Below are 23,596 nucleotides of genomic sequence, written 5' to 3'. Positions count from 1 at the left end.
AAAACTTTCCTATCCAATTTTTAACGCCTGTATTTAATTAATTTGAGTAAACGCTTGGTTTCAATACTCCAACATAAGGAAGATTACGATATTGCTCCTTATAATCTAAGCCATATCCTACAACAAATTCATGAGGAACAGTAAATCCAACATAATCCGCTTTCAGATCGACTTTGCGACCAGTTGGCTTATCTAGTAGCGTAACAATCTTTACAGATTTCGCCTTACGATATTTGAATAGGTCCACTAAGTAACTTAATGTAAGGCCGCTATCAATAATATCTTCAACGATTAAAATATCGCGACCTTCTACAGAAGTATCAAGGTCTTTTAAAATTTTCACTTCACCTGTTGAAACTGTAGAATGACCGTAGCTAGAAACAGCCATAAAATCCATTTCAAGATATGTATCTGTTCTTTTCAATAAATCTGCCATAAATGGCATTGCACCCTTTAATACACCGATTGCAAGAGGTACTGTATTTTTGTAATCCTCTGCAATAATTGCACCTAGCTCATGCACCTTTTCTTGTATTTGTTCTTCGGAAATTAATACTTTTTCGATATCTTGATTCATCATTTCATTATCCTCCTGGAAGACTCCTTGCTTTTGTAGTGAATAATCATATATTTATCCTTATCTGCTGTTCCATGTGAAATAGCAACTGCAGATTGTTTCAACAACGGAACCCAAATAATGTTCCCGCTTGCATCACAAACAATCGGCCACTCTTCTCTCTTTTCTTTTGGTACTTTTTCCTCAATAAAAATAGCTTTTATCTTTTTCGTACCACTCATACCTTTTATTGACATGCGATCTCCATTTTCTCTAGAGCGGATAAGAAGAGGATATGATATATCATTATACTTAGCAACAAATACTGTTTCATTCATGTTACTTGGTAATTCCTCATTTACTTCTGCTACAAGTTCATCACCGTTTGCTAAGGTAACAGCACCCGGTACTGATAAAACTTGTGAAAAAGGGAAAACAATTTCTTGCTTAAATCGGAAACTACATTCTTCATATGTACGAACAATTTTTAGGCCACCAGGAAAATCAAGTGAGCCTGAAGGGTGTGTCCGCTTAAAAAATGCAATAACTTTGTCAATATGTATAGAAGAAAGCGAAGACGGAATCTTGTATTCATAAAGATAGTTTAATATTAGTTGAATCCCTCTCCTTTGTAAAGGCATAGACATGGATTCAAAGGCAGGAATTGATAAGACGATGTGTTTATCACTTTTTTTTGTAATTACTTTATTCATCTTTTCAAAAGCTAATTCCTGCAAATACGCCTCATCCTCTTGCATAAGCATACTAAAATTTTGAAATCGCTCATGCACATGCGGATTTTCCTCTTTTAAATAAGGTAGAACATACTTACGTAATCGATTCCTCGTATATACTTCCTTTTCGTTACTCGGATCCATACGTGGCGTAACCCCTAACCTTTTACAATAAGCATTAATCTCTTCCTTTGTTACCGCTAACAAAGGCCTAATTACATATCCACTATGGAAAGGGCGTTTCACAGCAATTCCAGCATAACCCTTCGGAGTACTCCCGCGGACGAGACGCATTAAAATCGTCTCCATCTGATCATCCCCATGATGCCCAAGAGCTACATATCGCGCATCATATTTCTTCATTATTCTTTCCAAAAATGCATATCGGCATTCCCTAGCAGCCACCTGTGCATTCATTCCATATTGCTGTTGATATTGCGATACATTAATTCTTATCGTTTCGCAAATAACCCCAATCTTCCGGCAAAGATTTTCTACAAATTGTAAGTCTTCATAGGATTCATCTCCTCTAAACATGTGATCCACATGCGCGACTACAATCTTCAATTTCTTCTCTTCCCTTTTCTCTAATAAATAATATAAAAGAGCTAAAGAATCAGGGCCTCCAGAAACTCCTACAACAATTGTCGAATGTTTCTCTAATACATCATGCTGCTTTGCAAACTCATCTACTTTTTCAACAAATGTATCTTTCAACTCCGCAATCACCTTTCGTTAAAACCAAACAATAACATACTTTTTACCTTACCTATAATGGTACAACTTTTACAAACTTTGTGCAAAAAAAAGATGTACAAAATTCACATTTTTATCTTACATCCCTTCCCTATCTTCATAGAAATAATACAGCTACTTTCTCTATAAAAAAAGGCCTAGGTGTCAACCTAGACCTCATAACCAAACTGAAGAGATTTCCGCTCCCCTATTGCGCTTGTTTACCCATAATTGGAATCGTAGCCCACTTTGGCATATTCTTCTTTACCTTCGCAACGACAATCGTCATATCATCATTGATATATCCATCACTAGATCGAATGACCTCTTCCATAATAATATCAGCAATTTCTTGTGGATCATCGGTTTGTAGTTCTTTAATTTTACGTTTCATCCACAATTCATGGTTTTCCACATGCTGCGCCCCTTCAAAAATCCCATCACTCATCATAATTAGAATGTCCTCTGTTTTTAATTGTTCACCAACAACATCCACCTCAACATCCTCAATGATTCCCATTGGCAAGTTGCTTGCTTCTATTTGTAAAACGTTATTTCCACGTTTTACAAAACTTGGGGTTGAACCAATTTTTAAAAACTTAGCGCTTGCATCACGTAAATCTACCATAGCTAAATCAAGCGTCGTAAACATTTCTTCTGTCGTCCTCAATGAAAGAATTGAATTAATAGACTTAATAGCAATTTCTTCATCAATACCGGATTGCAATATTTTTTGTAACAATTTTACCGTTTCCTTACTTTCCATATGTGCCCTTTGTCCGTTGCCCATTCCGTCACTTATGGCAAGAGCATATTTCCCAACACTTAAATCCATCATCGCATACGAATCTCCTGATACAAATCCGCCTCCTTTTGCCGCTGTAGCAAGCCCTGTATCAAGAGAAAATGTTTTCGCTGATCCAAAAGATATCATGCTATGACCATTTGGATAAGCAGAAGGTTCTTCATGTTTAACAATAATATTTTCTTTTAAAACATCCGAAAGCATCGGCGCAACTAATTTGTCACATTCCCCATGTTGATTAGATGCTGCCGGAATCATCATTTCAATATCAATATTCCCTCTATCTAAACAATAGATATCAACATGTTCCACCTCGACACCAAAGTCACGAAACGCTTGTAAAATTTGTTCTTCCTGTACCTGATGATTTTCCCGTTCACGCTGAATTTCTTTTGCAAAATCTTCCATTACTTTTGAAACACCTAATAATTGTTCTGCAACAATTCTACGATTCTCTTTCATTTGTTTTCGTAACTTTTGCCCCTCATAGAAATGACTTAATTCCCCTGCCATTAAATCTGTTACCTTTTTTCCTCTTACGCAGTGCTTTTCCCATTCACGAACCAACTTACGGTTATGCTGAAGCGTCCCTTCTTCTGTTTCATTCATAATTTGTTTCATATAATCATATGTTTTATCAAAATTCACCACCCAGCATTGATCCTTTTTAAAACATGATTGACACGTCTTTGCTGTAATTGTACTTAAAAATAAATCAGCTTCTGTTTCCTCATCCTCTTCCTCCACATATCCATATACCGAAAAGCTATTAGATAATGCAGAGAATACATTTGCAAATTGATTAATTTTATTCGCTGTCACATCACGCATTCTTCGTAAATATTGTTGTTGATCCTGAGAATGTTCTTGTGTTCCTGGCATAAATTTAGCAAGCCGATCGATAATTGCCTGTGGTGTTAGTAAAAAGAATCCTATCGCCACTCCAGATTCTATTAAAGTTGTTATAATATTTACTTGTTTGTCGACGTATAATGTGATTAGACTTGTACCAATTAGCAACCCTAAACTAACGCCCAAACGCTTCCCTTCTTTTAATAATCCACCAAGTAACCCCGAAAAAGCCAATAGACTAAGTTGAGATAAGCTACCTACATTCGCTAAACTCAATATCAATCCTGTAACAACCCCTACTGTTGAACCAGTAGCTGCCCCTGCAACAAAAGCAAATAATAACACTAAATATCTCGTGAAAATATGTTGAACTGAAGCGTCATAAATAAACCAATCTGTTGTACCCGTTAACACAGATGCAAGTAGTATAATTAAACAAACAATTTCTTCCGTTTCTAACGCTTGTTGCTTTCCCTTTCTTTCTGTCAATAACGGTACACTTTGTAGAAAAATCATTGTTAAAACAAAACTAAGCCCCGCTTCAATAGTACTTACAAGTAAATCATACATAGTGACAGTTTGCTGCGCGAAGTAAACAACAGCGAGATGTGCGGTTAATGCGGAGATAAATACTTGAAATGGTACAAGTCCAACAATTTTACGTGTAAATCGACTAAAGAAGATATTGTAAATGAAGAAAGTAAAAATAGATGCAAAGGCAAAAAGTAAATTATCTAGTGAAACGGAAAGCGCACCACCCATAAGAGCAAGAAATGCGAGTGCCATCTTATCACGTTTCATTACATAAACAGCAGCAAAAAACGGTAGTGCAAACGGTAAAATGTTCGTTAATATATATGCTCTTCCTAAAAGAAAACCGATTACAGCAATAACGAATCCCCATCTAAAGAAAACTTGCTCCAACTTCACTTTCAACTTGCTTGTCCATGTTATTGATCTGAGTTGTCCATCATTCATAGCCAGTGTACTTGTGTTCACAGTATTCCTTCCTGCTTTTGGCATATTTTTAACACCACCTGCATAGTTTAATTACTGTCATTATAAAAGATGATTATTGGGATTTTTGTCAAAACAACAGTTCACACTTACATAATCGTTCGACTTTTTATTCGAAATAAACCTATATATATACAAGTTGTTAAAAATAAGCACCTTAAAAGAACAGAAAATTCAAAAAATATAGGGTGTTTTTGTAGAAGCTTTGCACTTATTTATAATTTCTTAACAAAAAAAAGATCATGCTATCTGCATGATCTTTTCTAGATGACCCGTACGGGATTCGAACCCGTGTTACCGCCGTGAAAGGGCGGTGTCTTAACCACTTGACCAACGGGCCGTTAAAATAAATATAGCGGCGGAGGGGATCGAACCCCCGACCTCACGGGTATGAACCGTACGCTCTAGCCAGCTGAGCTACACCGCCATGTCGTCTTATTTAACGGACAATTAGTATCTTATATCAAATTCACTTTAAAGTCAACATGTTTCAAAAAGTTTTTTATTCTTTTTTTAATATACTCATTTACATAAAAAAGCACCCCGAGTGACTTACTCCGGGCACCTCTCTATATGTTAAGAATAAAACGTTCGTTTTATCCGCGACGAGCGCCACGGCCACCACGTTTAGATTCTGTATTACGCTTTAAAGAAGTTAGACGATCTTCACTGTCTTTTAAAAAGCGTGCCATCTTTTGCTCAAACGTTTCCTTTTGATTGCCACCATTATCACGGCCACCACGGTTATCTCTGTTAAAAGAACGATTGCGTTGTGGACGCCCAGAACGTTGTTGATCACCACCACGTTGATCACCACCACGTTGATATTCACTGCGTGGACGATCTCCTTCTGGTTTTACACGTTCTTTCGCTTTTTTAATAGATAGACCGATTTTTCCATCTTTTTCAACATTAATAACTTTTACTTCTACTTGGTCGCCTACTTTTAAGTGATCATTAATATCCTTCACATAATTATCAGCAACTTCACTAATATGAACAAGACCCGTTAAGCCTTCTGGCAGCTCCACAAAAGCCCCAAAATTTGTAATACCTGTTACTTTACCTTGTAACTTGCTGCCTACCTCGATTGACATAAAAAAAATGCTCCTCCTTAGTGGTTAAAAAGTCAAATTTTACTTTATTATATATAATCCTAAAATATAGTGTCAATAAGACACGACCTACTTAGAAACAGGAAAAATTATCTCCCCTTTTCCAGAGAAGAAATAATCCCTCCTAGCAATCTTTAAAACATACTCTTCATCATTCAACTTTTGAACATCATCTTGTAATTTTTTTTCTTTCTTTGTTAATGAACCCAATTCTTTTTTCATCTCTTCAACCTTTACTTCTTTTGCTTTAATGGAACTATTTTGTTGATAAAACGTTACACTAATGCTCGCAATAATTGTAAAAGCAAAGACAAGAAAAACTGCTAAACGGCGATATAATCGCCTCCTGTTTTCATTTGTTTGTATTATATGTTCTCTTACAGAATTTGGATTCTGCTCTTCAATCAATCTTTGCCTCAGTTCCCTCATTTCCGAGGTCCCCCTAACTTCTTTTTTATACGCTCCCAAATTTGAAAGATATATTTCTTCAATTTCCTTGTATGTTGCAGTAATCCCACATATCTCTTTATAAAAAGTTTAACACGGTTAGGGAGAAGTTTCCATATGAGCAAAGTAAGAAATCGAACAGGCCAGAAAAAAACTTTCCATACAAAAAGTAATATCCATACGGTACACTTCCACAACACATGCCCAATTGAAAATAGTATACGAAATAAAAATAAAATAAAAGCAATAATAAGCTGCGCTATAATAATAACAGGTTTTATCATAAGTAGCTGTACAATTTGGATAAAAAATTGTATCGTTTGTACAAAAATATAAATGAGAAAATTCAATACTCGCATATACACTGCTTTCAATAAGCTTTGATATGCAGCAAAACCACAAAACAAAGCTACAAAAACATATATACGTAATTCAGCTTCATTTACAAGCAGCAATACGTAAAAGACAAACAGTGCTTGGACAATCCAAAACAGTATATCATATATAAATACAATCCAACGCTTACGCCGCGGTCGCTGTAAAAAGCGTTGGTATGTATCTAACGCCGCTCCAATCCAAGCACCCATTCCAATCATAGAAAGCATTGTATACAGTTGAATCGTTAAACTCATTTAAACAACTTACTAAAGAATCCTTTAGCTTTCTCCCCTTGATTTTCATCAATGTACAACATCTCATGAATTTTCCCTTTAATGGATACAATACCTTTTTCTACATCTAAATTTTTCATCTGTAAGTTTTGACCGCGAATTGTTAAAAAACCCATTACAGTTTCTAATAAAAACTCTTCACTATCAAAACTCTCTACTTGCTTTACGCCAGTAATATCTATTACACGTCTACCACGCATAATAATATCATGCTCTACAGAAACATTCTGTTGATTAGAAGACGCAACTGAGTAGCCCTTATTCACGTCAATCCCCCCATAGCTTTATACTATCTAGTAAATAATGTATGAGGAGAGAAAATAATTTAGAACAAGCCTTCTTCTGCTTTCACTTTCTCTTCACGAACTACCGTATACATGTTAGCTGCATCTTCTTTTTTCGTTGTTTCTTTTAATTCATTTACTTTTACAGTTACTACCTTTTGTCCAAAACGAATTGTTAGCTCATCTTCTACTTTCACAACAGAGCTCGCCTTTGCAGCTTGCCCATTAATCGCAATTCTTCCTTGATCAGCTACTTCCTTTGCTAATGTTCTCCTTTTAATTAGACGCGATACTTTCAAAAATTTATCTAAGCGCATCTCATTTCCCCCCTATTGATTCTCTATCTGCTTCGCTTCTTCCCATAAAGCATCCATTTGCTCTAACGTTAACTCCTGCATTTCCTTATTCATTTCAGCTACTTTGGCTTCCATGTATATAAATCGGCGCATGAATTTCTCATTTGTGGTACGAAGTGCCTCTTCTGGATCCAATTTATAGTAGCGAGCAATATTAACAAAGGCGAATAGTAAATCCCCAAATTCACCTAACATTTTTTCTTTATCCATCTTTGCAACTTCCTGCTCAAACTCCTTCAATTCTTCAAAAGCTTTATCCATCATTGGCTGTACATCATCCCAATCAAAACCAACTTTTCCTGCTTTTTTCTGAATTTCATACGCACGCATTAATTGTGGTAAACTTTTTGGAATTCCCGTTAAAGCAGACTCCCTTACATGCCCTTTTTCTTGTTTTTTAATTTCTTCCCAGTTTAAAACAACTTCTTCCGCGCTCTCTACATCTATATCTCCGAACACATGTGGATGACGACGTACCATTTTTTCAGATAGCGTTCGGATGATATCATCAACTGAGAACCAGCCCTCATCTTCTCCAATTTGAGCATGAAGCATAACTTGTAACAACACATCACCAAGTTCTTCAATCAAGTGGTCATCATCTTCTTCATCAATTGCCTCTAACACTTCATATGCCTCTTCAATTAAATATTTCTTTAAAGACTGATGTGTTTGCTTTTTATCCCATGGACAGCCATTTGGTCCACGAAGCTCAGCAATAATTTCTCGGAGCACATCAAATTGTTGATATAAAGAAGCTCGCTCAGTAACAGGCGGTACATATACGCTTGTTAAATTGTTCAACTCTGTTTCATGATCCAACATATAGAGCGGCACTTTTTTCACTTGCTCAAAAGATGTTCCTGCGGCTGTTACAATATATACTTCATACTCATCAGGCAACATTTCCATTAATGTCAACTTAACCTCAGATGCAACAAACGCATCATATACTTGGCAAAAAATTAAGTGTTGACGCAATTCTAATTGACCTCTTTCAAATGAAGTTGCATCAATAAGTTGGAATCCTTCAATTGGATCTATTTTTAAACTAGCAAACATCGGATCCAAAAAGCTTTGTCCACCTTCAATTCGCACCTCAATCTGCTTCGTTTCCCCTTTTTGCAAGAGTAATTGAACAGTTCGTTCTGCAACAAGCGGATGACCTGGTACAGCATATATAATATCCGCACCTTGCGCTTGTTCTATTAACGTATTCGCAATTGTTTCATACACGATTTCAAATGTATCGTGCGACTCATATACATCATCAAAAGCCGTGTACTTTACACCTTCCTTTTCTAACTCTTCAATAACAGGATGCTCTTTCGTACGCACATACATATGATCTGCTTCTTTTATTTTTCGGTATACACCCATTGTCAGCTGATCTAATTCACCAGCACCTAATCCTAAAATCGTGATTACTCTACTCACAACCATTCACCTCTATCCACTCTTCTTCAATGAAGCTTGTACCTTCTCTTGCTTCATAACAGTCCCTAATTCTTTTTTTGTAAAAACACTTAACTTCGTAATTAAAAACAGATATACCAATCCGCCAATCGCTACGCCTAGCAACGCTTCAATTACAGCTAACCCTCTATACCCTTCATCACTTGCTAGTCCCAACCCTTCATAAATACGCATAAATAACATTAATATAACGACCATTCCTAATCCGCTGATCGTTACTCCAAATATGCCTTGTTTATGAATGAGTGGTTCTTCTACAATTCGAATAAGGAAAGCACTATTTAACAAAGCGATAACCATGAGCGAAATTAACGTTGCGACTGCCGCCCCAGTTACACCAAATTGCGGCATTAACATATAATTGAGCAATAATTTTAGACACCCTCCAAATATAACAAACAATGCCGGCTTTACAGTTTGACCAAGCCCTTGCAGAATAGAAGCCGTTGTAATGGATAAGGAACTAAATAAAATAGAAACAGCTAAAATAGCTAATACACCTGAGCCCTCACTATTTTCAAACAACATAATATTTGTCGGCTTAATAATACACGCTAATCCTAATGCTGCCGCAACTCCAATCACAAAAGTTATCTTCATCGCTAACTGCACCTTTTGTTGAATAAACAGACGATCTCCTCGTTCTTTTGCTGAAGTAATAATTGGAATAAGCGAAAGTGAAAATGAAGTCGTCACAACTGTACCAAGCTGCATAAGCGGGATACTTCTGTCATAAACACCCTTTAATACTTTTGCAATTTCCGCCGGTTCTCCTGCCTGAATAAGCAATGTGTAAAACGAAACTGAATCTGCCATTTGTATAAAAATTAACACTAAATTACTAACACAAATAGCCATTCCTTGCCAAAAAAGGATTCGAATGATTTTCTTTTTATTGTGTATCCTCTTCCATCCTTGTAAGAAAATAGAGCGAAAGTTATGCCGCATATAAAATAAAAGTACGAGTATACCAATAAACCCGCCTGCAATCGACCCCAACATCGCTCCTGCTCCAACTGTATATAAATCAAATTCATGTGCGATGAGGAACAACGATAAGAACACAATAATTGACACACGAACCGTTTGTTCAATCACTTGTGATATAGCTGTCGGTATCATATTGTTAAACCCTTGAAAGTGCCCTCGTGCGACAGATAAAAAGGGCATTAACAAGAATGAAAATGAAATAACTCTTAGCAGTTTATCTAAATTTGCATCGCCCATGACTGATGCAATCGTGTGAGCTCCTAAAAACAACGTAAAGAAACCTATACAACCGATTCCTAATAAAAACCAAAAAGAAACACAAATAATTCCCTCTGCCTCTTCCTGTTTTCCTTGTTCTAAACGCTCTGCTACCATCTTAGAAATAATGATAGGAAAACCATAAGTAGCTAAAATTAAACAAAATCCATAAAACGGATAAATTTGTTGATAAATATAAAAACCAACATCACCCGCTATATTTTGATATGGAATACGGTAAAAAGCGCTTAATACTTTCGTAACAAAACTTGCAATCGTTAATATAATAGCCCCGCGCCAAAAAGCTTGATACTTCTTCGCTTCCATACGAGAAAACTCCTTTTCCTATTCTCATCCCTCGTATTATATCACAAAGAAAAAACAGGATTCCTTTTAGATTTATACAATAAAAAAGGTAGCAAGACGCTACCTTTAAATGAAATACAATCCTACTTTCCGAAAAAAACCTTTTATAAAGAAATATTATGATTAAGAAGAATTACTGTTCCATTTGTTTTGCTAAAAAACTTGCAGCAGTATTTACTGCCTTATGCTCTACCTCACTTATAATTGCTTCTTTTGAAAAGATGATAACAGCTCCAATCGGATCTCCATTTGCAACGATTGGGCCAACTGTATAAGAGCTAACCTTTTCAGTTACACCATCGATAATCGAAATTTCACTTTCATCTGTCATAACAACAGATTTTCGATCTTCCATCGTTTTTTCGATTAAATCGCCAACACTTTTATTTAAGTATTCTTTTTTAGATACCCCCGCTACGGCGATAATGGAATCGCGATCACATACGAGTACGTTATGTCCTAAACTATCGTATAAAGCTTCTGCATATTCTTTTGCAAAATCACCTAATTCACTAATTGGAGAATATTTTTTCAAAATCACTTCTCCATCGCGATCCACAAAAATTTCTAGCGGATCTCCTTCTCGGATACGAAGGGTTCTACGAATTTCTTTCGGAATTACTACCCTACCTAAATCATCAATTCGACGTACAATTCCAGTTGCTTTCATTCTAATGCTGCCTCACTTTCTACTGATGATGAAAGTGGTGAATTTACCTGTTCATGTAAAAATCACCAACTGTTAGACATAGTATTTTACACATTAGTTCTTCTATGCACGTCGAATTGCATTTTTTATTTTGTTTTAGGCATTTATTACTTCTTTTTTCACGTCAGACAAACCTTTTAATAAATTTTCGGCGATTGTTAACCATTTTGATGTCTCTAATCCATTCGTTTTCATAACAATTTTCAAACGAGAACCTTCCATACCAAGACCAATCATACGACCAAAACTATTACCAAGCATAAATAATTTTCCACCATCAATATTTTGGCTTGATTGCTCTGAGAATAAAAACGTCACTTCAAATTTTGTTTGCTTAATTAGCTCAATCTGTTCTTTCATTGCTAATACTTTAATATTTGCAATTTGTAATAAATATCCAACTTCTTGCGGATAATCTCCAAAACGATCAATCATTTCTTCTTGTAATTCCTCAATATCTTCAATCGCAGAGACACCTCTAAATTGTTTGTACATCATAATTTTTTGTTTACTATCTGAAATATAGGCGTCTGGCAAGTAAGCATCCACTTCTAAATCAATTTCAACATCAATCGTATTTTCAATTCCTTGTGTTCCTTGACGCTGTTCAATCGCATCTTTTAACATTTGAGAATATAGATCAAATCCAACAGAATCGATGAATCCATGCTGCTCAGCTCCTAACAAGTTACCAGCACCACGAATGGATAAATCTCGCATTGCAATTTTAAATCCTGATCCAAGTTCTGTGAATTCTTTAATTGCTTGTAAACGCTTCTCAGCGACTTCTGACAACACTTTATCACGCTTATATGCAAAGTATGCATAAGCAACACGGTTTGAACGACCAACGCGCCCACGAAGCTGATAAAGCTGTGATAATCCCATACGATCGGCATCAAATACAATTAATGTATTTACATTAGGAATATCAACACCTGTTTCAATAATCGTTGTACTTACAAGAACATCATGCTGCCCATCTAAAAATGATAGCATGACAGACTCTAGTTCACTCTCGTTCATTTTCCCATGTGCATACGTCACACGCGCCTCTGGGACTAACATGGAGATTTCATCTGCTTTTCTTTCAATATCTTCAACACGGTTATACAAGAAATAAATTTGACCGCCCCTTGCAAGTTCCCGTTCTATCGCCTCTCGAATTAACCCTGGATTATACTCAACCACATATGTTTGTACCGGGAAACGATTTTCTGGTGGCGTCTCAATAACAGATAAATCTCGTACACCGAGCATAGACATATGGAGCGTACGCGGAATTGGCGTTGCCGTTAATGTTAATACATCAACATTCGCTTTCAATTGTTTAATCTTTTCTTTATGCGTAACACCAAATCTTTGTTCTTCATCGATAATTAGTAAGCCTAAATCTTTATAGGTTACATCTTTAGATAAAATGCGATGTGTTCCAATAACAATATCGACTGTCCCATCTTTTAAACCTTTAATTGTTTCATTTTGTTGTTTTCTAGTACGGAATCTACTTAACAATCCAATATTAATTGGGTAGTCTTGAAAACGTTCTCGAATCGTTTCATAGTGTTGTTGTGCAAGAATCGTTGTCGGTACTAAAATTGCAACTTGCTTTTCATCCATAATTGCTTTAAACGCTGCACGAATTGCAACTTCCGTTTTACCATATCCAACATCACCACATAGAAGTCGATCCATCGGACGCCCACGTTCCATATCTTTCTTAATTTCTTCAATAGAACGCAACTGATCTTCTGTCTCCTGGTACGGGAAAGATGATTCAAATTCCTGCTGCTCTGCAGTGTCCGGCGTATACGCATATCCCTTTGAAGCCTCACGCTCTGCATACAATTTAATTAAGTCATCTGCAATATCTTGTACAGATTTTTCCACCTTCGTTTTGACCTTTTTCCAATCGTTTCCGCCTAGTTTGTAAACTTTCGGATTCTTACCTTCTGATCCTACATACTTTTGTACTTGATCAATTTGTTCGATTGGCACATATAACTTATCGTTACCTTGATATTTAATGTTCAAATAATCTTTATGGACACCATTAATTTCTAACGTTTCAATTCCTAAAAATTTACCGATACCATGATTTACATGAACAACATAGTCGTCAACTTTTAACTCTGAATAACTTTTAATACGCTCTGCATTCGATAGTTTTTGCTTACGTTGTGATTTTTTTACTTTTTTATGGAACAGCTCTTTTTCTGTAATCACAACAAGCTTTTGCATTGGCATTTCAAATCCTGCATGTAAATCACCTACAGCAATTTGAAGGCGACCAGGAAGCAATATATCTGTAGATTCTATAATGTCTGCTTCAATATCATAATCACTTAAAATATATTGTAATTTTTTTGCGCGTTCTTCATCTGTTCCTAATACAACAGTCGTGAAGTCCCCTTCAGTCCATCTATCAATTTCTGTTTTTAACAATTGCATTTGCCCATGAAAGTCCTGCATTGTTTTACACGTTACATTAACAATATTTTGCGGGTGCGTATGTGCAATATGGCGTAAAAATAATGTTAAATATACAAAGCTTCTCTTTTTATGGTGTAGAAATTCTTCAAATTGGTGTGAGAACACCAAATCTTGAATAATTGCCCCTTCACTTAGAAGCGATGTATACCATTCTGCTTCTTCTGTCTCAAGATGTGATGCCGTTTCTTGAATACGCGAAATTTCATCTAAGATAACGACACCATTCTCAGGTAAATAGTCTATTAGACTAGCATGTTCTTTGTAAAAAATAGATAAATATTTAAACATTTGCTCTATAGTCTGTCCGTTTTTCAATATTTCTATCTCGTGACTAACTGTTTCAAGTACTGCTGTCTTGATTTTATCATCAGAGAGCTTCTGCATCGTCTTCATTAAACCTTCCTCAAGACGCTCCACCCCTAATTTCAGTTCATCTTTTGAAAATAAAAATTCTGTCGCAGGACCGAATTTCACGCTTTCTCTTTTATCTTGAGAGCGTTGTTCTTCTACATCAAATGAGCGGATAGAATCTACTTCCGTATCAAAGAACTCTATACGAAACGGTAATTCTTCAGTTAACGGATAAATATCCAGTATACCCCCGCGCAAACTAAATTCTCCAGGTGCTTCTACCATTGACTTACGTTCATATCCAATATGATGCAATGTATGAAGCAATACATCTAAATCAATCTCTTGCCCTAGACTAATTTCGATTTGCTTTTGCTTCCATAATTCTTTTATTGGTAAAAATCTACGTAATCCAGCAACTGGAACAACAATAATGCCCTGCTCGCCCATCGCTAAACGATTTAATACTTCAATACGCTGCGCTTTTAGTTCTGGGCTTGCAACCCCTATTTCTGACGCAATTAATTCATTAACCGGATATAACCATACATCCTGCTCACCAAGTAGTGATACTAAATCCTCATATACTTTTTGCGCTTGAAATAAGTTGTGTGTAACAACAAGTTGTGACTGCTTTGTTTTTTTATATAAAGCAGCCATTAATAAAGAACGAGAAGAAGTTGCCATACCTGATACAAGCTGTTCTTTCAATCCTTCTTCTAGTCCATTAATAATGGATTGTATTTCTTTATTTTTATAAAATTGCTCTAATAACCCTATCATTTTCAAAACTCCTCTCAACATAAAGAGCAAGTTAATATATTTTTATGCAAATATTTTGGAAAAGGAAAACAGAAAAATGCTTTGGACACGCCAAAGCGACAACATTTTATTGCAAAAATTTTTCATACTCATAATACTCCGGATAAGATGAGAGCGTTTCTTGGCACGACTCACAGATTGTTTTTATATATATATTTCCATTTTCATGAAAATGAATCATATCCAATCGTTCTTGCTCTGTTAGTTGAAATAAAACTTTGTTGTATACCTTTTCTGCGGTAATGGAACCTACGTTACAACCACAATGTCTACAGTAATAATGCCCTTCCATACTATCCTCCTAAGTGTACAATTACTACTAGTATGGATAAAAACATTATAAAATATTCCAATTTAGAACATTAACCGTTAAAAGTATTCATAATTTGAAGAAATGGTTTCTTCAACCACTCTTCACATGCGTCCGCAGCTTTTTCAATAGATTGATTTACCTCTGGTAGCTCTTCTGCTGTGAAACGCCCCAATACATAATCCACAACTTTCATGCCATTTTTTGGACGATCAATCCCCATACGAATACGTTGGAACTCTTGCGTTCCTAAATGAGAAATTGTCGATTTCACACCGTTATGACCGCCTGCACTACCTTTCATACGAAGACGCAATTTACCCACTGGAATATCTAAATCGTCATACATGACAACAAAATCTTCTACATCAATTTTATAGTAATCCATAAGTGGACGAATGCTTTCTCCAGATAAATTCATATACGTAAGCGGCTTTAATAAAATTACTTTTTCACCATTAACAAAACCTGAACCATACATGCCTTTAAACTTTTGTTCACTTAAAGAAATGCCCCATCGTTTCGCAAGCTCATCAATTCCCATAAATCCGATATTATGCCTTGTTAATTCATATTCTCTACCCGGGTTCCCAAGTCCTACTATTAATTTCACTCTTGTACCACTACTTTCTTTTTACGATACGAAAAGACGTAACCAAATTTGGTTACGTCTCATTCTATCCAATTAATTGAATAATACACTCACTGATTCTTCTTCATAAACACGAATGATCGCTTCTCCGATTAATGGAGCAACAGAAAGCTCGTGTACTTTATCAATTTTCTTCTCTTCCGGTAATACAATAGAGTTTGTTACAACTAACTCTTTAATATTTGAGTTTTGGATACGCTCAATTGCTGGACCAGATAAAACTGGGTGTGTACAGCAAGCATATACTTCAGAAGCACCGTTCTCAACAAGAGCGTTTGCTGCTAATGTAATTGTACCAGCTGTATCAATGATGTCATCAATTAAGATTGCTGTCTTACCTTCAATGTTACCGATGATATTCATAACTTCCGACACATTCGGACGTGGGCGACGTTTATCAATAATAGCAATTGGCGCTTTTAGGCGGTCTGCCATTTTTCTTGCACGTGTTACACCACCGTGGTCAGGAGATACGATTACGATATCTTTAAGACCTTTTGTCTCAAAGTAATCAGAAAGAATCGGTACACCCATTAAGTGGTCGATTGGGATATCAAAGAACCCTTGAATTTGTGGAGCATGTAAATCTAGAGTGATTACACGAGTTGCACCTGCTGTTTCAAGTAAGTTTGCTACAAGTTTCGATGTAATTGGTTCACGAGAACGCGCTTTACGGTCTTGACGCGCATAACCATAATAAGGAATAACGATATTAATTGTTTTTGCAGATGCACGTTTTAATGCATCAATCATAATAAGTAATTCCATGATATGTTCATTTACTGGGAAGCTTGTAGATTGAATAATGAATACATCGCAACCACGAATACTTTCTTCAATGTTAATTTGAACTTCTCCATCACTAAAACGGTCAACAGAACATTTCCCTAACCCTACTCCAATATGCTTTGCAATTTGCTCAGCAAGTTCCTTATTAGAGTTTAAAGAGAATACTTTCAAATTAGAATTTAGATATTGAGTCGACATCTAGATTAACCCTCCACATTATGATTTTTTCTTATTCAGCAATTGATCAACATAGTCTTCTTTGTTAACTTGACGTGCACGTGCAATTGATAATGCTTTTGATGGAACACTCTCTGTAATTGTAGAGCCTGCCGCAACATAAGCACCATCTTCAACTGTTACAGGAGCAACAAGGTTTGAATTACAACCAATAAATACGCCGTTTCCAATAACTGTTTTAAATTTATTCTTGCCATCATAGTTCACCGTAATTGAACCACAACCAAGATTCACGTCTTCTCCAACTTGTGCATCCCCGATATAACTTAAGTGTGAAGCTTTACTTCTATTACCAAAAACAGTCTTTTTGATTTCCACGAAGTTTCCAACGCGTACTTCGTCACCAATAACTGAATCTGGACGGATATGTGCAAATGGACCGACTGAAACTTCCATACCAATCTTACTGTCATGTACAGTAGATTGACGAATTGTCGTACGATCTCCAATTTCACTATCACGTACTACTGTATGTGGACCAATTTCACAATCAGAACCAATTACAGTTTTGCCTTCAATAACTGTTCCCGGATAAAGAACTGTATCACTACCAATGATTGCATCAGCAGAAATGTATGTGTTATTTGGATCAATAATTGTAACACCATTTACCATGTTCTTTTGGTTAATACGCTTTTTCATAATAATTTCCGCTTGCGATAGAGCGACTCTGTCATTAACACCTAATGTTTCATCGAAATGTTCTGTTTGATAAGCTGATACAATATGACCTTCACTTTTCAAAATCTCAATAACATCTGGAAGGTAATATTCACCTTGAACATTATCGTTTGAAACTTTAGAAAGTGAAGCAAATAGTGCCTTATTATCAAAACAATACGTACCTGTATTAATTTCTTTAATAGCTCGCTCTACTTCATTTGCATCTTTATGCTCAACGATTTTTTCAACATGACCACTTTCATTACGAACAATGCGTCCATATCCAGCAGGCTCTTCTATGTACGCTGTTAACACCGTCGCTTTCGCTCCTGCTTCTTCATGATGCTTTAACAATGCTTCCATTGTTCCTGCAGTTATAAGGGGTGTATCACCACAAATAACTAAAGTTGTTCCCTCTTCATTTGCAAGTACATCGGCAGCTTGATCAACAGCATGTGCTGTACCAAGTTGTTCTGCTTGCAATGCAAACTCACTTACGTTCCCTAGTTGTTCTTGTACTTTTTCAGCACCATGTCCAACTACCGTTACAAGTTTCTGCAATCCTAATTGAGATACTTGATCAACTACATGCTGTACCATTGGTTTTCCGCATACAGGATGAAGCACTTTGTATAGCTTGGACTTCATACGTGTGCCTTTACCTGCAGCTAAAATCACTGCAAATCTGTTTGACATATAGACCCTCCATCGCAACCTATTTATCCATTAAAGATATTATCCTAAATCATTATATATTTCAAGAAACACAGCATAACTATTAAATTTTACCATACTTCTTATAAGATGTTTTATTCTTTAATATCTTTTTTTAGGAAATAAGATATACTATTTCGAATGATTTTAAAGAAATTAGAAGTTTACATATAACGAGGACAATAAAGTGAGGCTTTAATTAGCGGAAAATTTTGTTCAAAATAAATACTTTATAAGTACAAAACCGTTCTTTTTAGGCGGGAGAGAGCGCCCGGCCTCGCACAGAAGCGGTCAGGGCCTTTTTTGCCTCCATGCCAAGGGAAGACAAAAGGAGATAACGAGTTCAGATCTTCTTTTATTTTCATAGCCGGAACTTAGGTGCCAATAAATCAAAATGGATTTACAAATTAAAAAACAAACCCCTGTAAATGTTTACAGGAGTTTGTTACAAAATTATAGAGCTCCTTTATTAGAGCCCTTTTTATTCGAATTTTACGAAGCTCCTGCTTCTTCAAACTCAACTTCTTCTAACTCGCCTAAACGGTGATACTCAGCTAAAACCGCATCTTGAATTTTTGAGCGTGTGTTAGAATTAATTGGATGCGCAATATCACGGAACTCCCCATCTGGAGTACGTTTACTTGGCATTGCTACAAATAATCCATTATTACCATCAATTACACGAATATCATGAACAACAAACTCATGGTCTAATGTAATAGAGGCAATCGCTCTCATACGGCCTTCTGTGTTTACGCGGCGTAATCTTACGTCAGTCACTTCCATCTTGTGTTCACCACCCTTTTCTAAATAAGCGATATGTTTGTATAAATTCCACAAATTTTCTATTTTCCCTTTAATTTTTTAAAAATTTTTAAGATAAAAATTTTTATTTTAACGGAATATAACAATTAATGGACGTTATCGCTTACAAATTTTCATTTTACAAGGGCAATAACTTCAATTTCGACGGAAACATCTTTCGGTAATTTTGCAACTTGTACACAAGAACGAGCTGGTTTATGTGCAGAAAAATATGTTTCATATACTTCGTTTACATCATTAAAATCATCCATATCTTTTAAAAATACAGTTGTTTTTACAACCGTATCAAATGATGCTCCTGCCTCTTCTAACACAGCTTGTAAATTTTGAAATACTTGTTCGGTTTGTATTTTCACATCACCTGTTACAAGTTCTCCACCTACCGTTAATGGCATTTGTCCTGAGCTATAAAACATGTTATTTACGATAATCCCTTGTGAATATGGACCAATCGCTTGTGGTGCTTGATTTGTTTGAACTACTTTCATATTCTCTCACCCTTTTATTATTTTATTTTCCTTAAATAAAAACTCTTAGAAAATTTTCTTCCCATATAAACTCAGTTCATCCTATCTAAAATAATTAGGATGCCCTGTGCTAGCGGGCGGTAAGACTTTCACAATACAAGAAAAGACTTAACGCCCACTAGCACTTTCATTTACAAAAAAAGATAAAGCTTCTGCTTTACCTTTTTATTCAGCTTCTACAAGCCCTTCGTCAAATGGCACAAGTGAATAATCCCCTTTTTCCACTTGAATTGTTTTCTCTTTAATATCTACTTCTGATAAGCGGATTAAAGAAACAAAGTTATTAATAAGTCTTTCTTCAATATCTGTCGATTCTACTAATACGCCGATTCCAACAACATTAGCATTAAACTCTTCTAGCATGCTAATCATGCCTTGAATTGTTCCTCCAGCCTTCATAAAATCATCAACGATTAAAACATTGGCACCTTCCGGAAGACTACGTTTTGCTAAAGTCATTGTTTGAATACGCTTAGATGAACCTGATACATAGTTAATACTAACTGTTGGTCCTTCTGTTACCTTATTATCTTTTCTTGCAATTACCACAGGTACATCTAAATAATTCGCTACCGCATATGCAAGCGGAATTCCTTTTGTTGCTACCGTCATAACCGCATCAATCGGCTGCCTCGCAAATACAGAAGCAAATAGGCGACCTGCCCCGTTGATATAGCGTGGATTACTCAAAAGATCCGTCATATATAAGTATCCACCTGGAAGAATACGATCTGGATTCTCAAATAAGCCACAAAGCTCATTAATGATCAGATTTGCTTCCTCTTCACTTATATATGGAATATATTTCACTCCTCCTGCTGCCCCTGGTATCGTTTGCAATGTGCCGACCCCGTGTTGTTCAAACGTTTGCTTAATAATAACTAAATCTTCACTAATGGAAGACTTAGCTGATTGATACCGTTCAGCAAAAAAAGTGAGAGAAACTAACTGACGAGGATTTTGCAATAAATAGTAAGTCATATCAACTAGTCTTGTACTCCGTCTAATTTTCACATTCTCACCCCAAATCACGAATATTCTAAACAAATCATAACTTATTATACGTCTTTATTCAAGCGTTTCTCGCTCTCCTAATAGACGGACTGCGTATACTTGTTCACAAAATCCTTTTAAACCGTTATAAATACGGTGCATACGCGAATCATGATGCACAAGCCCAAACACAGTTGGACCACTGCCACTCATTAAAACTGCATCTGCGCCAAAGCGCTTCATCTGTGCTTTAATACGTGCAACTTCAGGATGCATCGCAAATGTCACATCTTCTAATACATTTCCAACTGCATTGCATATTCCTTTATAGTCACCTTGATTGATAACTTCAACCATTTTATCTACGTCTGGATGTGTAACACGATTTAATTGTAAATTTCCATATACGTCAGCAGTAGATACACCGATATGAGGCTTCGCTAAAATAACCCAACAAGAAGGAGGTGTCTTTATATGCTCAACCTTTTCTCCTCTTCCTGTCGCAATCGCTGTTCCGCCATATACACAAAAGGATACGTCAGACCCAATTTCTGCTCCAAGTTCCGCTAATTCACCTATTGTAAGACCTAAATTCCATAGCTTATTAAGACCACGTAATGTAGCAGCCGCATCACTGCTTCCACCTGCTAATCCTGCTGCTACTGGAATTGTTTTTTCAATAGCAATAGATACACCTTGTTTTACCTTAAATTTCTCTTTTAATAATTTCGCTGCTTGATAAGCTAAATTACGCTGGTCGTCTGGGACATACCGATTATGGGATACAATTTCAATACGGTCTTCTGATAACTCCGTTAACTCTAAACGATCTGCTAAATCGATTGTTGTCATAATCATTTTCACTTCATGATAACCGTCTTGTCTTTTCCCTAGTACATCTAACGACAGATTAATCTTTGCTGGTGCTTTCACTAGTAGCTTCAATCTATTCACCCACTCTATGTACTCAATCTTTTATCGTTTATTTTACCATAAATTTATAGTAAGACGATGACACTTCCCTAATTATAACGAAAAGCATTCAGAATGAAACTACTTATGCAAAATGATGATACCTTTTGGCGTGCAAAAAGCCGAGGAATTTCTCCTCGGCTACCGTAGCATAGAAGTTATTTTGCAACTACTGGTTTTGTTTCATTAATTGCTGCTGTGCAATTTCAATAGCACGTTTCACCATATTACCAGCATCTTTCGCACGAATTCCGCCCCATCCTTCTTTCTGAACAACATCATAAAATCCAAGCTCTTTTGCAAGCTCTTCTTTAAACTGATTTGACATGACTCCTCTTCGTCTACTCAATGCAGGTCCCTCCTTATTTTGCTACGGTATAATTAGTATGCAAAAAAATGTCTTTTTTATTTATGGGAATATATGTAACAAATTAGACGATTACCCTAAAATAACCTCGTTCTGAGGATCATCATAAAACGTTAATTCTACCGTTTCTGTTAAAACATCTGCATAGCTATAGGAAACACGCTGCAATGTATCTTCTTGTTGATCTAACTGTACAACAAAAACAGAACGATAAGTTTCTGCTAGTACGCCTGATTGTTCCACTGTTTTTCTTCTTCCACTATTCGCCTTTAACATAAGGCGCTTCCCAAGATGATGATCTAATTCACTTTTAATTTCATCTAAACGTTTTGACATATACTTTGCTACACCTCGCTGTAATTTAGAGTGAATACATAAATACATGATATATCTATCCCAATCATTGCCTATACATAACAAGCAATATCTTCGCAAGAACCTAATGCGTTCGAATAGATAGAAGAATTACTATATTGTAAAAGTATTATTGTATAGTCTGTACGTTCTTACCTTTTTTTATCCAAGCACCTACAAATCCTTGTTTATGGTACATCTTTCACCAAACAAACTGATACTTTTCCCATAAGAAAAACAAGGTACATATATACCTTGCTTACTCTTCATAATATTGAAAAGGTAATCCTGTTCGTAAAAGTCCTCGGGTCTCAATACCACCAAGGCCTTTTTGCCCAGTAATAGTATTTCGAACAACATCCCATACATTTACGCGTTCCATAAATGAAGTAAAACTAATCTTCCCCACTACATATACTGGATCCAATGCATGAATATTAATACGCGATGGTGAACTAGCAAAATTAGCACCAGCTCGAATTAATGCTTCAAAATGGGACTGACATGCCCCTGCAAAAATAACAAGTTGATCTAAAGAAGGGTATTTTTTTCGCACTTCCCGAACGGCCTGTACAAAGTGCCGAGAATGACGATAAGCTGCTAAGTCTCCCATAACTCCTTTAGATTTTGTATATGCATCATGACCTGTAATGACCAAAATGTCTGGACGAAAATGATCGATTAAATCAACTACCTTTTCATGCATTTCTGTTTCTTTACAATGTACCCCTTGAACTGGAACACCTATCTTTGTATATAAATCTAAACATTTCCGTAAATATAATGGGTCTCCATCTATATGCAAAACCCTACCTGGCATTTGAAAATAATTGACTTCACTCGTATATCCTCCTGTAGAATTATGCTCGTGACGTTGCTTCATCAAAACATAGTCTTGTTGAAACAGGCGATATGTTCGCTCCATCGTTTCCTTCTCACGCTTTTCCCTTTTCTTATACTCTCTCTGATCAATGCTAATTAAATCTTCAAGCGGTGCATCTGCCACAAGTCTGACTTCTTCTCCAAATAATATTGCAATTTCACCTTTTATTTCTGTAATGCGAAAAAGAATGTCTCGGTTATAAGACTGTCGTTCCACTAAATCTCCAACATGTACAGCCATTATCCTACCTCCAAATTCATTAGGCCATCTCAC

General features: G+C 36.1%; 23 protein-coding genes and 2 tRNA genes. All 25 read right to left on the bottom strand.

Going from position 1 to position 23,596, the window contains the following annotated elements; genetic code table 11:
- Positions 1-37: 37 nt before the first annotated feature.
- The 25 genes from hpt to yabG all read right to left on the bottom strand — a co-directional run bounded on the left by hpt (position 38) and on the right by yabG (position 23,563).
- Positions 38-580 carry a hypoxanthine phosphoribosyltransferase gene (gene hpt / locus BPMYX0001_RS00275; RefSeq protein WP_000981837.1) on the bottom strand — a complete coding sequence of 181 codons (543 nt, stop codon included), beginning with the start codon at positions 578-580 and terminating at the stop codon, positions 38-40.
- On the bottom strand, positions 577-2,007 hold the full coding sequence (tilS, locus tag BPMYX0001_RS00270) for a tRNA lysidine(34) synthetase TilS (protein WP_033798550.1): 1,431 nt from the start codon (positions 2,005-2,007) through the stop codon (positions 577-579). The genes hpt and tilS overlap by 4 nt, the downstream gene beginning before the upstream one ends.
- Before the next feature lie 226 nt (positions 2,008-2,233).
- Entirely contained in the window at positions 2,234-4,705 is a 2,472-nt protein-coding gene (spoIIE, locus tag BPMYX0001_RS00265) for a stage II sporulation protein E (protein WP_006093081.1), read from the bottom strand.
- Positions 4,706-4,967: 262 nt separating this feature from the next.
- Positions 4,968-5,039, bottom strand: a tRNA-Glu gene (locus BPMYX0001_RS00260).
- 13 nt (positions 5,040-5,052) lie between these two features.
- Positions 5,053-5,126, bottom strand: a tRNA-Met gene (locus BPMYX0001_RS00255).
- 169 nt (positions 5,127-5,295) lie between these two features.
- A complete protein-coding gene (locus BPMYX0001_RS00250) occupies positions 5,296-5,796 on the bottom strand; it encodes a S1 domain-containing RNA-binding protein (protein WP_003194257.1) in 501 nt (166 codons plus the stop codon).
- Between the two features lie 87 nt (positions 5,797-5,883).
- On the bottom strand, positions 5,884-6,243 hold the full coding sequence (divIC, locus tag BPMYX0001_RS00245; RefSeq protein ID WP_018767322.1) for a cell division protein DivIC: 360 nt from the start codon (positions 6,241-6,243) through the stop codon (positions 5,884-5,886).
- The gene (yabQ, locus tag BPMYX0001_RS00240) at positions 6,240-6,893 is read right to left on the bottom strand and encodes a spore cortex biosynthesis protein YabQ (RefSeq protein WP_033798549.1); all 654 of its coding nucleotides are present in this window, start codon (positions 6,891-6,893) and stop codon (positions 6,240-6,242) included. The genes divIC and yabQ overlap by 4 nt, the downstream gene beginning before the upstream one ends.
- Entirely contained in the window at positions 6,890-7,198 is a 309-nt protein-coding gene (gene yabP / locus BPMYX0001_RS00235; RefSeq protein ID WP_003194251.1) for a sporulation protein YabP, read from the bottom strand. The genes yabQ and yabP overlap by 4 nt, the downstream gene beginning before the upstream one ends.
- A gap of 59 nt (positions 7,199-7,257) precedes the next feature.
- The gene (locus BPMYX0001_RS00230) at positions 7,258-7,533 is read right to left on the bottom strand and encodes an RNA-binding S4 domain-containing protein (RefSeq protein WP_003194249.1); all 276 of its coding nucleotides are present in this window, start codon (positions 7,531-7,533) and stop codon (positions 7,258-7,260) included.
- A gap of 12 nt (positions 7,534-7,545) precedes the next feature.
- Positions 7,546-9,009: a bifunctional methyltransferase/pyrophosphohydrolase YabN gene (yabN, locus tag BPMYX0001_RS00225; protein WP_033799597.1), complete on the bottom strand. Its 1,464-nt coding sequence runs from the start codon at positions 9,007-9,009 to the stop codon at positions 7,546-7,548.
- Between the two features lie 12 nt (positions 9,010-9,021).
- Positions 9,022-10,623 carry a putative polysaccharide biosynthesis protein gene (locus tag BPMYX0001_RS00220; RefSeq protein ID WP_006093077.1) on the bottom strand — a complete coding sequence of 534 codons (1,602 nt, stop codon included), beginning with the start codon at positions 10,621-10,623 and terminating at the stop codon, positions 9,022-9,024.
- A gap of 172 nt (positions 10,624-10,795) precedes the next feature.
- On the bottom strand, positions 10,796-11,332 hold the full coding sequence (spoVT, locus tag BPMYX0001_RS00215; protein WP_006093076.1) for a stage V sporulation protein T: 537 nt from the start codon (positions 11,330-11,332) through the stop codon (positions 10,796-10,798).
- A gap of 135 nt (positions 11,333-11,467) precedes the next feature.
- Complete coding sequence (gene mfd / locus BPMYX0001_RS00210; protein WP_006093075.1) at positions 11,468-14,998, bottom strand: transcription-repair coupling factor; 3,531 nt, start codon at positions 14,996-14,998, stop codon at positions 11,468-11,470.
- A 106-nt stretch (positions 14,999-15,104) separates the two neighbouring features.
- On the bottom strand, positions 15,105-15,329 hold the full coding sequence (locus BPMYX0001_RS00205) for an anti-sigma-F factor Fin family protein (protein WP_003194238.1): 225 nt from the start codon (positions 15,327-15,329) through the stop codon (positions 15,105-15,107).
- Positions 15,330-15,399: 70 nt separating this feature from the next.
- The gene (pth, locus tag BPMYX0001_RS00200) at positions 15,400-15,960 is read right to left on the bottom strand and encodes an aminoacyl-tRNA hydrolase (RefSeq protein WP_003194236.1); all 561 of its coding nucleotides are present in this window, start codon (positions 15,958-15,960) and stop codon (positions 15,400-15,402) included.
- Positions 15,961-16,032: 72 nt separating this feature from the next.
- On the bottom strand, positions 16,033-16,986 hold the full coding sequence (locus BPMYX0001_RS00195; protein WP_000107420.1) for a ribose-phosphate diphosphokinase: 954 nt from the start codon (positions 16,984-16,986) through the stop codon (positions 16,033-16,035).
- Positions 16,987-17,004: 18 nt separating this feature from the next.
- Positions 17,005-18,384: a bifunctional UDP-N-acetylglucosamine diphosphorylase/glucosamine-1-phosphate N-acetyltransferase GlmU gene (glmU, locus tag BPMYX0001_RS00190; protein ID WP_018767328.1), complete on the bottom strand. Its 1,380-nt coding sequence runs from the start codon at positions 18,382-18,384 to the stop codon at positions 17,005-17,007.
- A gap of 510 nt (positions 18,385-18,894) precedes the next feature.
- Positions 18,895-19,188, bottom strand: coding sequence for a septation regulator SpoVG (gene spoVG, locus BPMYX0001_RS00185; RefSeq protein ID WP_002174553.1), 294 nt, complete (start codon positions 19,186-19,188; stop codon positions 18,895-18,897).
- 152 nt (positions 19,189-19,340) lie between these two features.
- The gene (locus BPMYX0001_RS00180) at positions 19,341-19,715 is read right to left on the bottom strand and encodes a RidA family protein (protein ID WP_006093074.1); all 375 of its coding nucleotides are present in this window, start codon (positions 19,713-19,715) and stop codon (positions 19,341-19,343) included.
- Positions 19,716-19,919: 204 nt separating this feature from the next.
- Entirely contained in the window at positions 19,920-20,768 is an 849-nt protein-coding gene (purR, locus tag BPMYX0001_RS00175) for a pur operon repressor (RefSeq protein ID WP_033798548.1), read from the bottom strand.
- Between the two features lie 54 nt (positions 20,769-20,822).
- Positions 20,823-21,692: a 4-(cytidine 5'-diphospho)-2-C-methyl-D-erythritol kinase gene (ispE, locus tag BPMYX0001_RS00170; protein ID WP_018767331.1), complete on the bottom strand. Its 870-nt coding sequence runs from the start codon at positions 21,690-21,692 to the stop codon at positions 20,823-20,825.
- Positions 21,693-21,888: 196 nt separating this feature from the next.
- Positions 21,889-22,068 carry an acid-soluble spore protein SspF gene (gene sspF / locus BPMYX0001_RS00165; protein WP_016116903.1) on the bottom strand — a complete coding sequence of 60 codons (180 nt, stop codon included), beginning with the start codon at positions 22,066-22,068 and terminating at the stop codon, positions 21,889-21,891.
- Between the two features lie 90 nt (positions 22,069-22,158).
- Positions 22,159-22,422: a biofilm formation stimulator Veg gene (gene veg, locus BPMYX0001_RS00160; protein ID WP_018767332.1), complete on the bottom strand. Its 264-nt coding sequence runs from the start codon at positions 22,420-22,422 to the stop codon at positions 22,159-22,161.
- 277 nt (positions 22,423-22,699) lie between these two features.
- Positions 22,700-23,563, bottom strand: coding sequence for a sporulation peptidase YabG (gene yabG, locus BPMYX0001_RS00155; protein ID WP_003205440.1), 864 nt, complete (start codon positions 23,561-23,563; stop codon positions 22,700-22,702).
- Positions 23,564-23,596: the final 33 nt, after the last annotated feature.

Source organism: Bacillus pseudomycoides DSM 12442 (assembly GCF_000161455.1).
In the GTDB taxonomy this organism is placed as follows: Bacteria; Bacillota; Bacilli; order Bacillales; family Bacillaceae_G; genus Bacillus_A; species Bacillus_A pseudomycoides.
Note: the sequence above shows the minus strand (reverse complement) of the source record. Positions and strands in the feature narration are given on the sequence as shown.

What these genes read in the sequence shown, in the direction of transcription:
- BPMYX0001_RS00230 (WP_003194249.1), bottom strand. Translation starts at nt 7,533, where the DNA reads ATGCGCTTAGATAAATTTTTGAAAGTATCGCGTCTAATTAAAAGGAGA.
- veg (WP_018767332.1), bottom strand. Translation starts at nt 22,422, where the DNA reads ATGTCAAAACGTTTAGATGAAATTAAAAGTGAATTAGATCATCATCTT.
- yabQ (WP_033798549.1), bottom strand. Translation starts at nt 6,893, where the DNA reads ATGAGTTTAACGATTCAACTGTATACAATGCTTTCTATGATTGGAATG.
- yabG (WP_003205440.1), bottom strand. Translation starts at nt 23,563, where the DNA reads ATGGCTGTACATGTTGGAGATTTAGTGGAACGACAGTCTTATAACCGA.
- BPMYX0001_RS00195 (WP_000107420.1), bottom strand. Translation starts at nt 16,986, where the DNA reads ATGTCGACTCAATATCTAAATTCTAATTTGAAAGTATTCTCTTTAAAC.
- BPMYX0001_RS00205 (WP_003194238.1), bottom strand. Translation starts at nt 15,329, where the DNA reads ATGGAAGGGCATTATTACTGTAGACATTGTGGTTGTAACGTAGGTTCC.
- spoVT (WP_006093076.1), bottom strand. Translation starts at nt 11,332, where the DNA reads ATGAAAGCAACTGGAATTGTACGTCGAATTGATGATTTAGGTAGGGTA.
- spoVG (WP_002174553.1), bottom strand. Translation starts at nt 19,188, where the DNA reads ATGGAAGTGACTGACGTAAGATTACGCCGCGTAAACACAGAAGGCCGT.
- BPMYX0001_RS00180 (WP_006093074.1), bottom strand. Translation starts at nt 19,715, where the DNA reads ATGAAAGTAGTTCAAACAAATCAAGCACCACAAGCGATTGGTCCATAT.
- spoIIE (WP_006093081.1), bottom strand. Translation starts at nt 4,705, where the DNA reads ATGCCAAAAGCAGGAAGGAATACTGTGAACACAAGTACACTGGCTATG.
- BPMYX0001_RS00220 (WP_006093077.1), bottom strand. Translation starts at nt 10,623, where the DNA reads ATGGAAGCGAAGAAGTATCAAGCTTTTTGGCGCGGGGCTATTATATTA.
- BPMYX0001_RS00250 (WP_003194257.1), bottom strand. Translation starts at nt 5,796, where the DNA reads ATGTCAATCGAGGTAGGCAGCAAGTTACAAGGTAAAGTAACAGGTATT.
- hpt (WP_000981837.1), bottom strand. Translation starts at nt 580, where the DNA reads ATGATGAATCAAGATATCGAAAAAGTATTAATTTCCGAAGAACAAATA.
- divIC (WP_018767322.1), bottom strand. Translation starts at nt 6,243, where the DNA reads ATGAGGGAACTGAGGCAAAGATTGATTGAAGAGCAGAATCCAAATTCT.
- mfd (WP_006093075.1), bottom strand. Translation starts at nt 14,998, where the DNA reads ATGATAGGGTTATTAGAGCAATTTTATAAAAATAAAGAAATACAATCC.
- glmU (WP_018767328.1), bottom strand. Translation starts at nt 18,384, where the DNA reads ATGTCAAACAGATTTGCAGTGATTTTAGCTGCAGGTAAAGGCACACGT.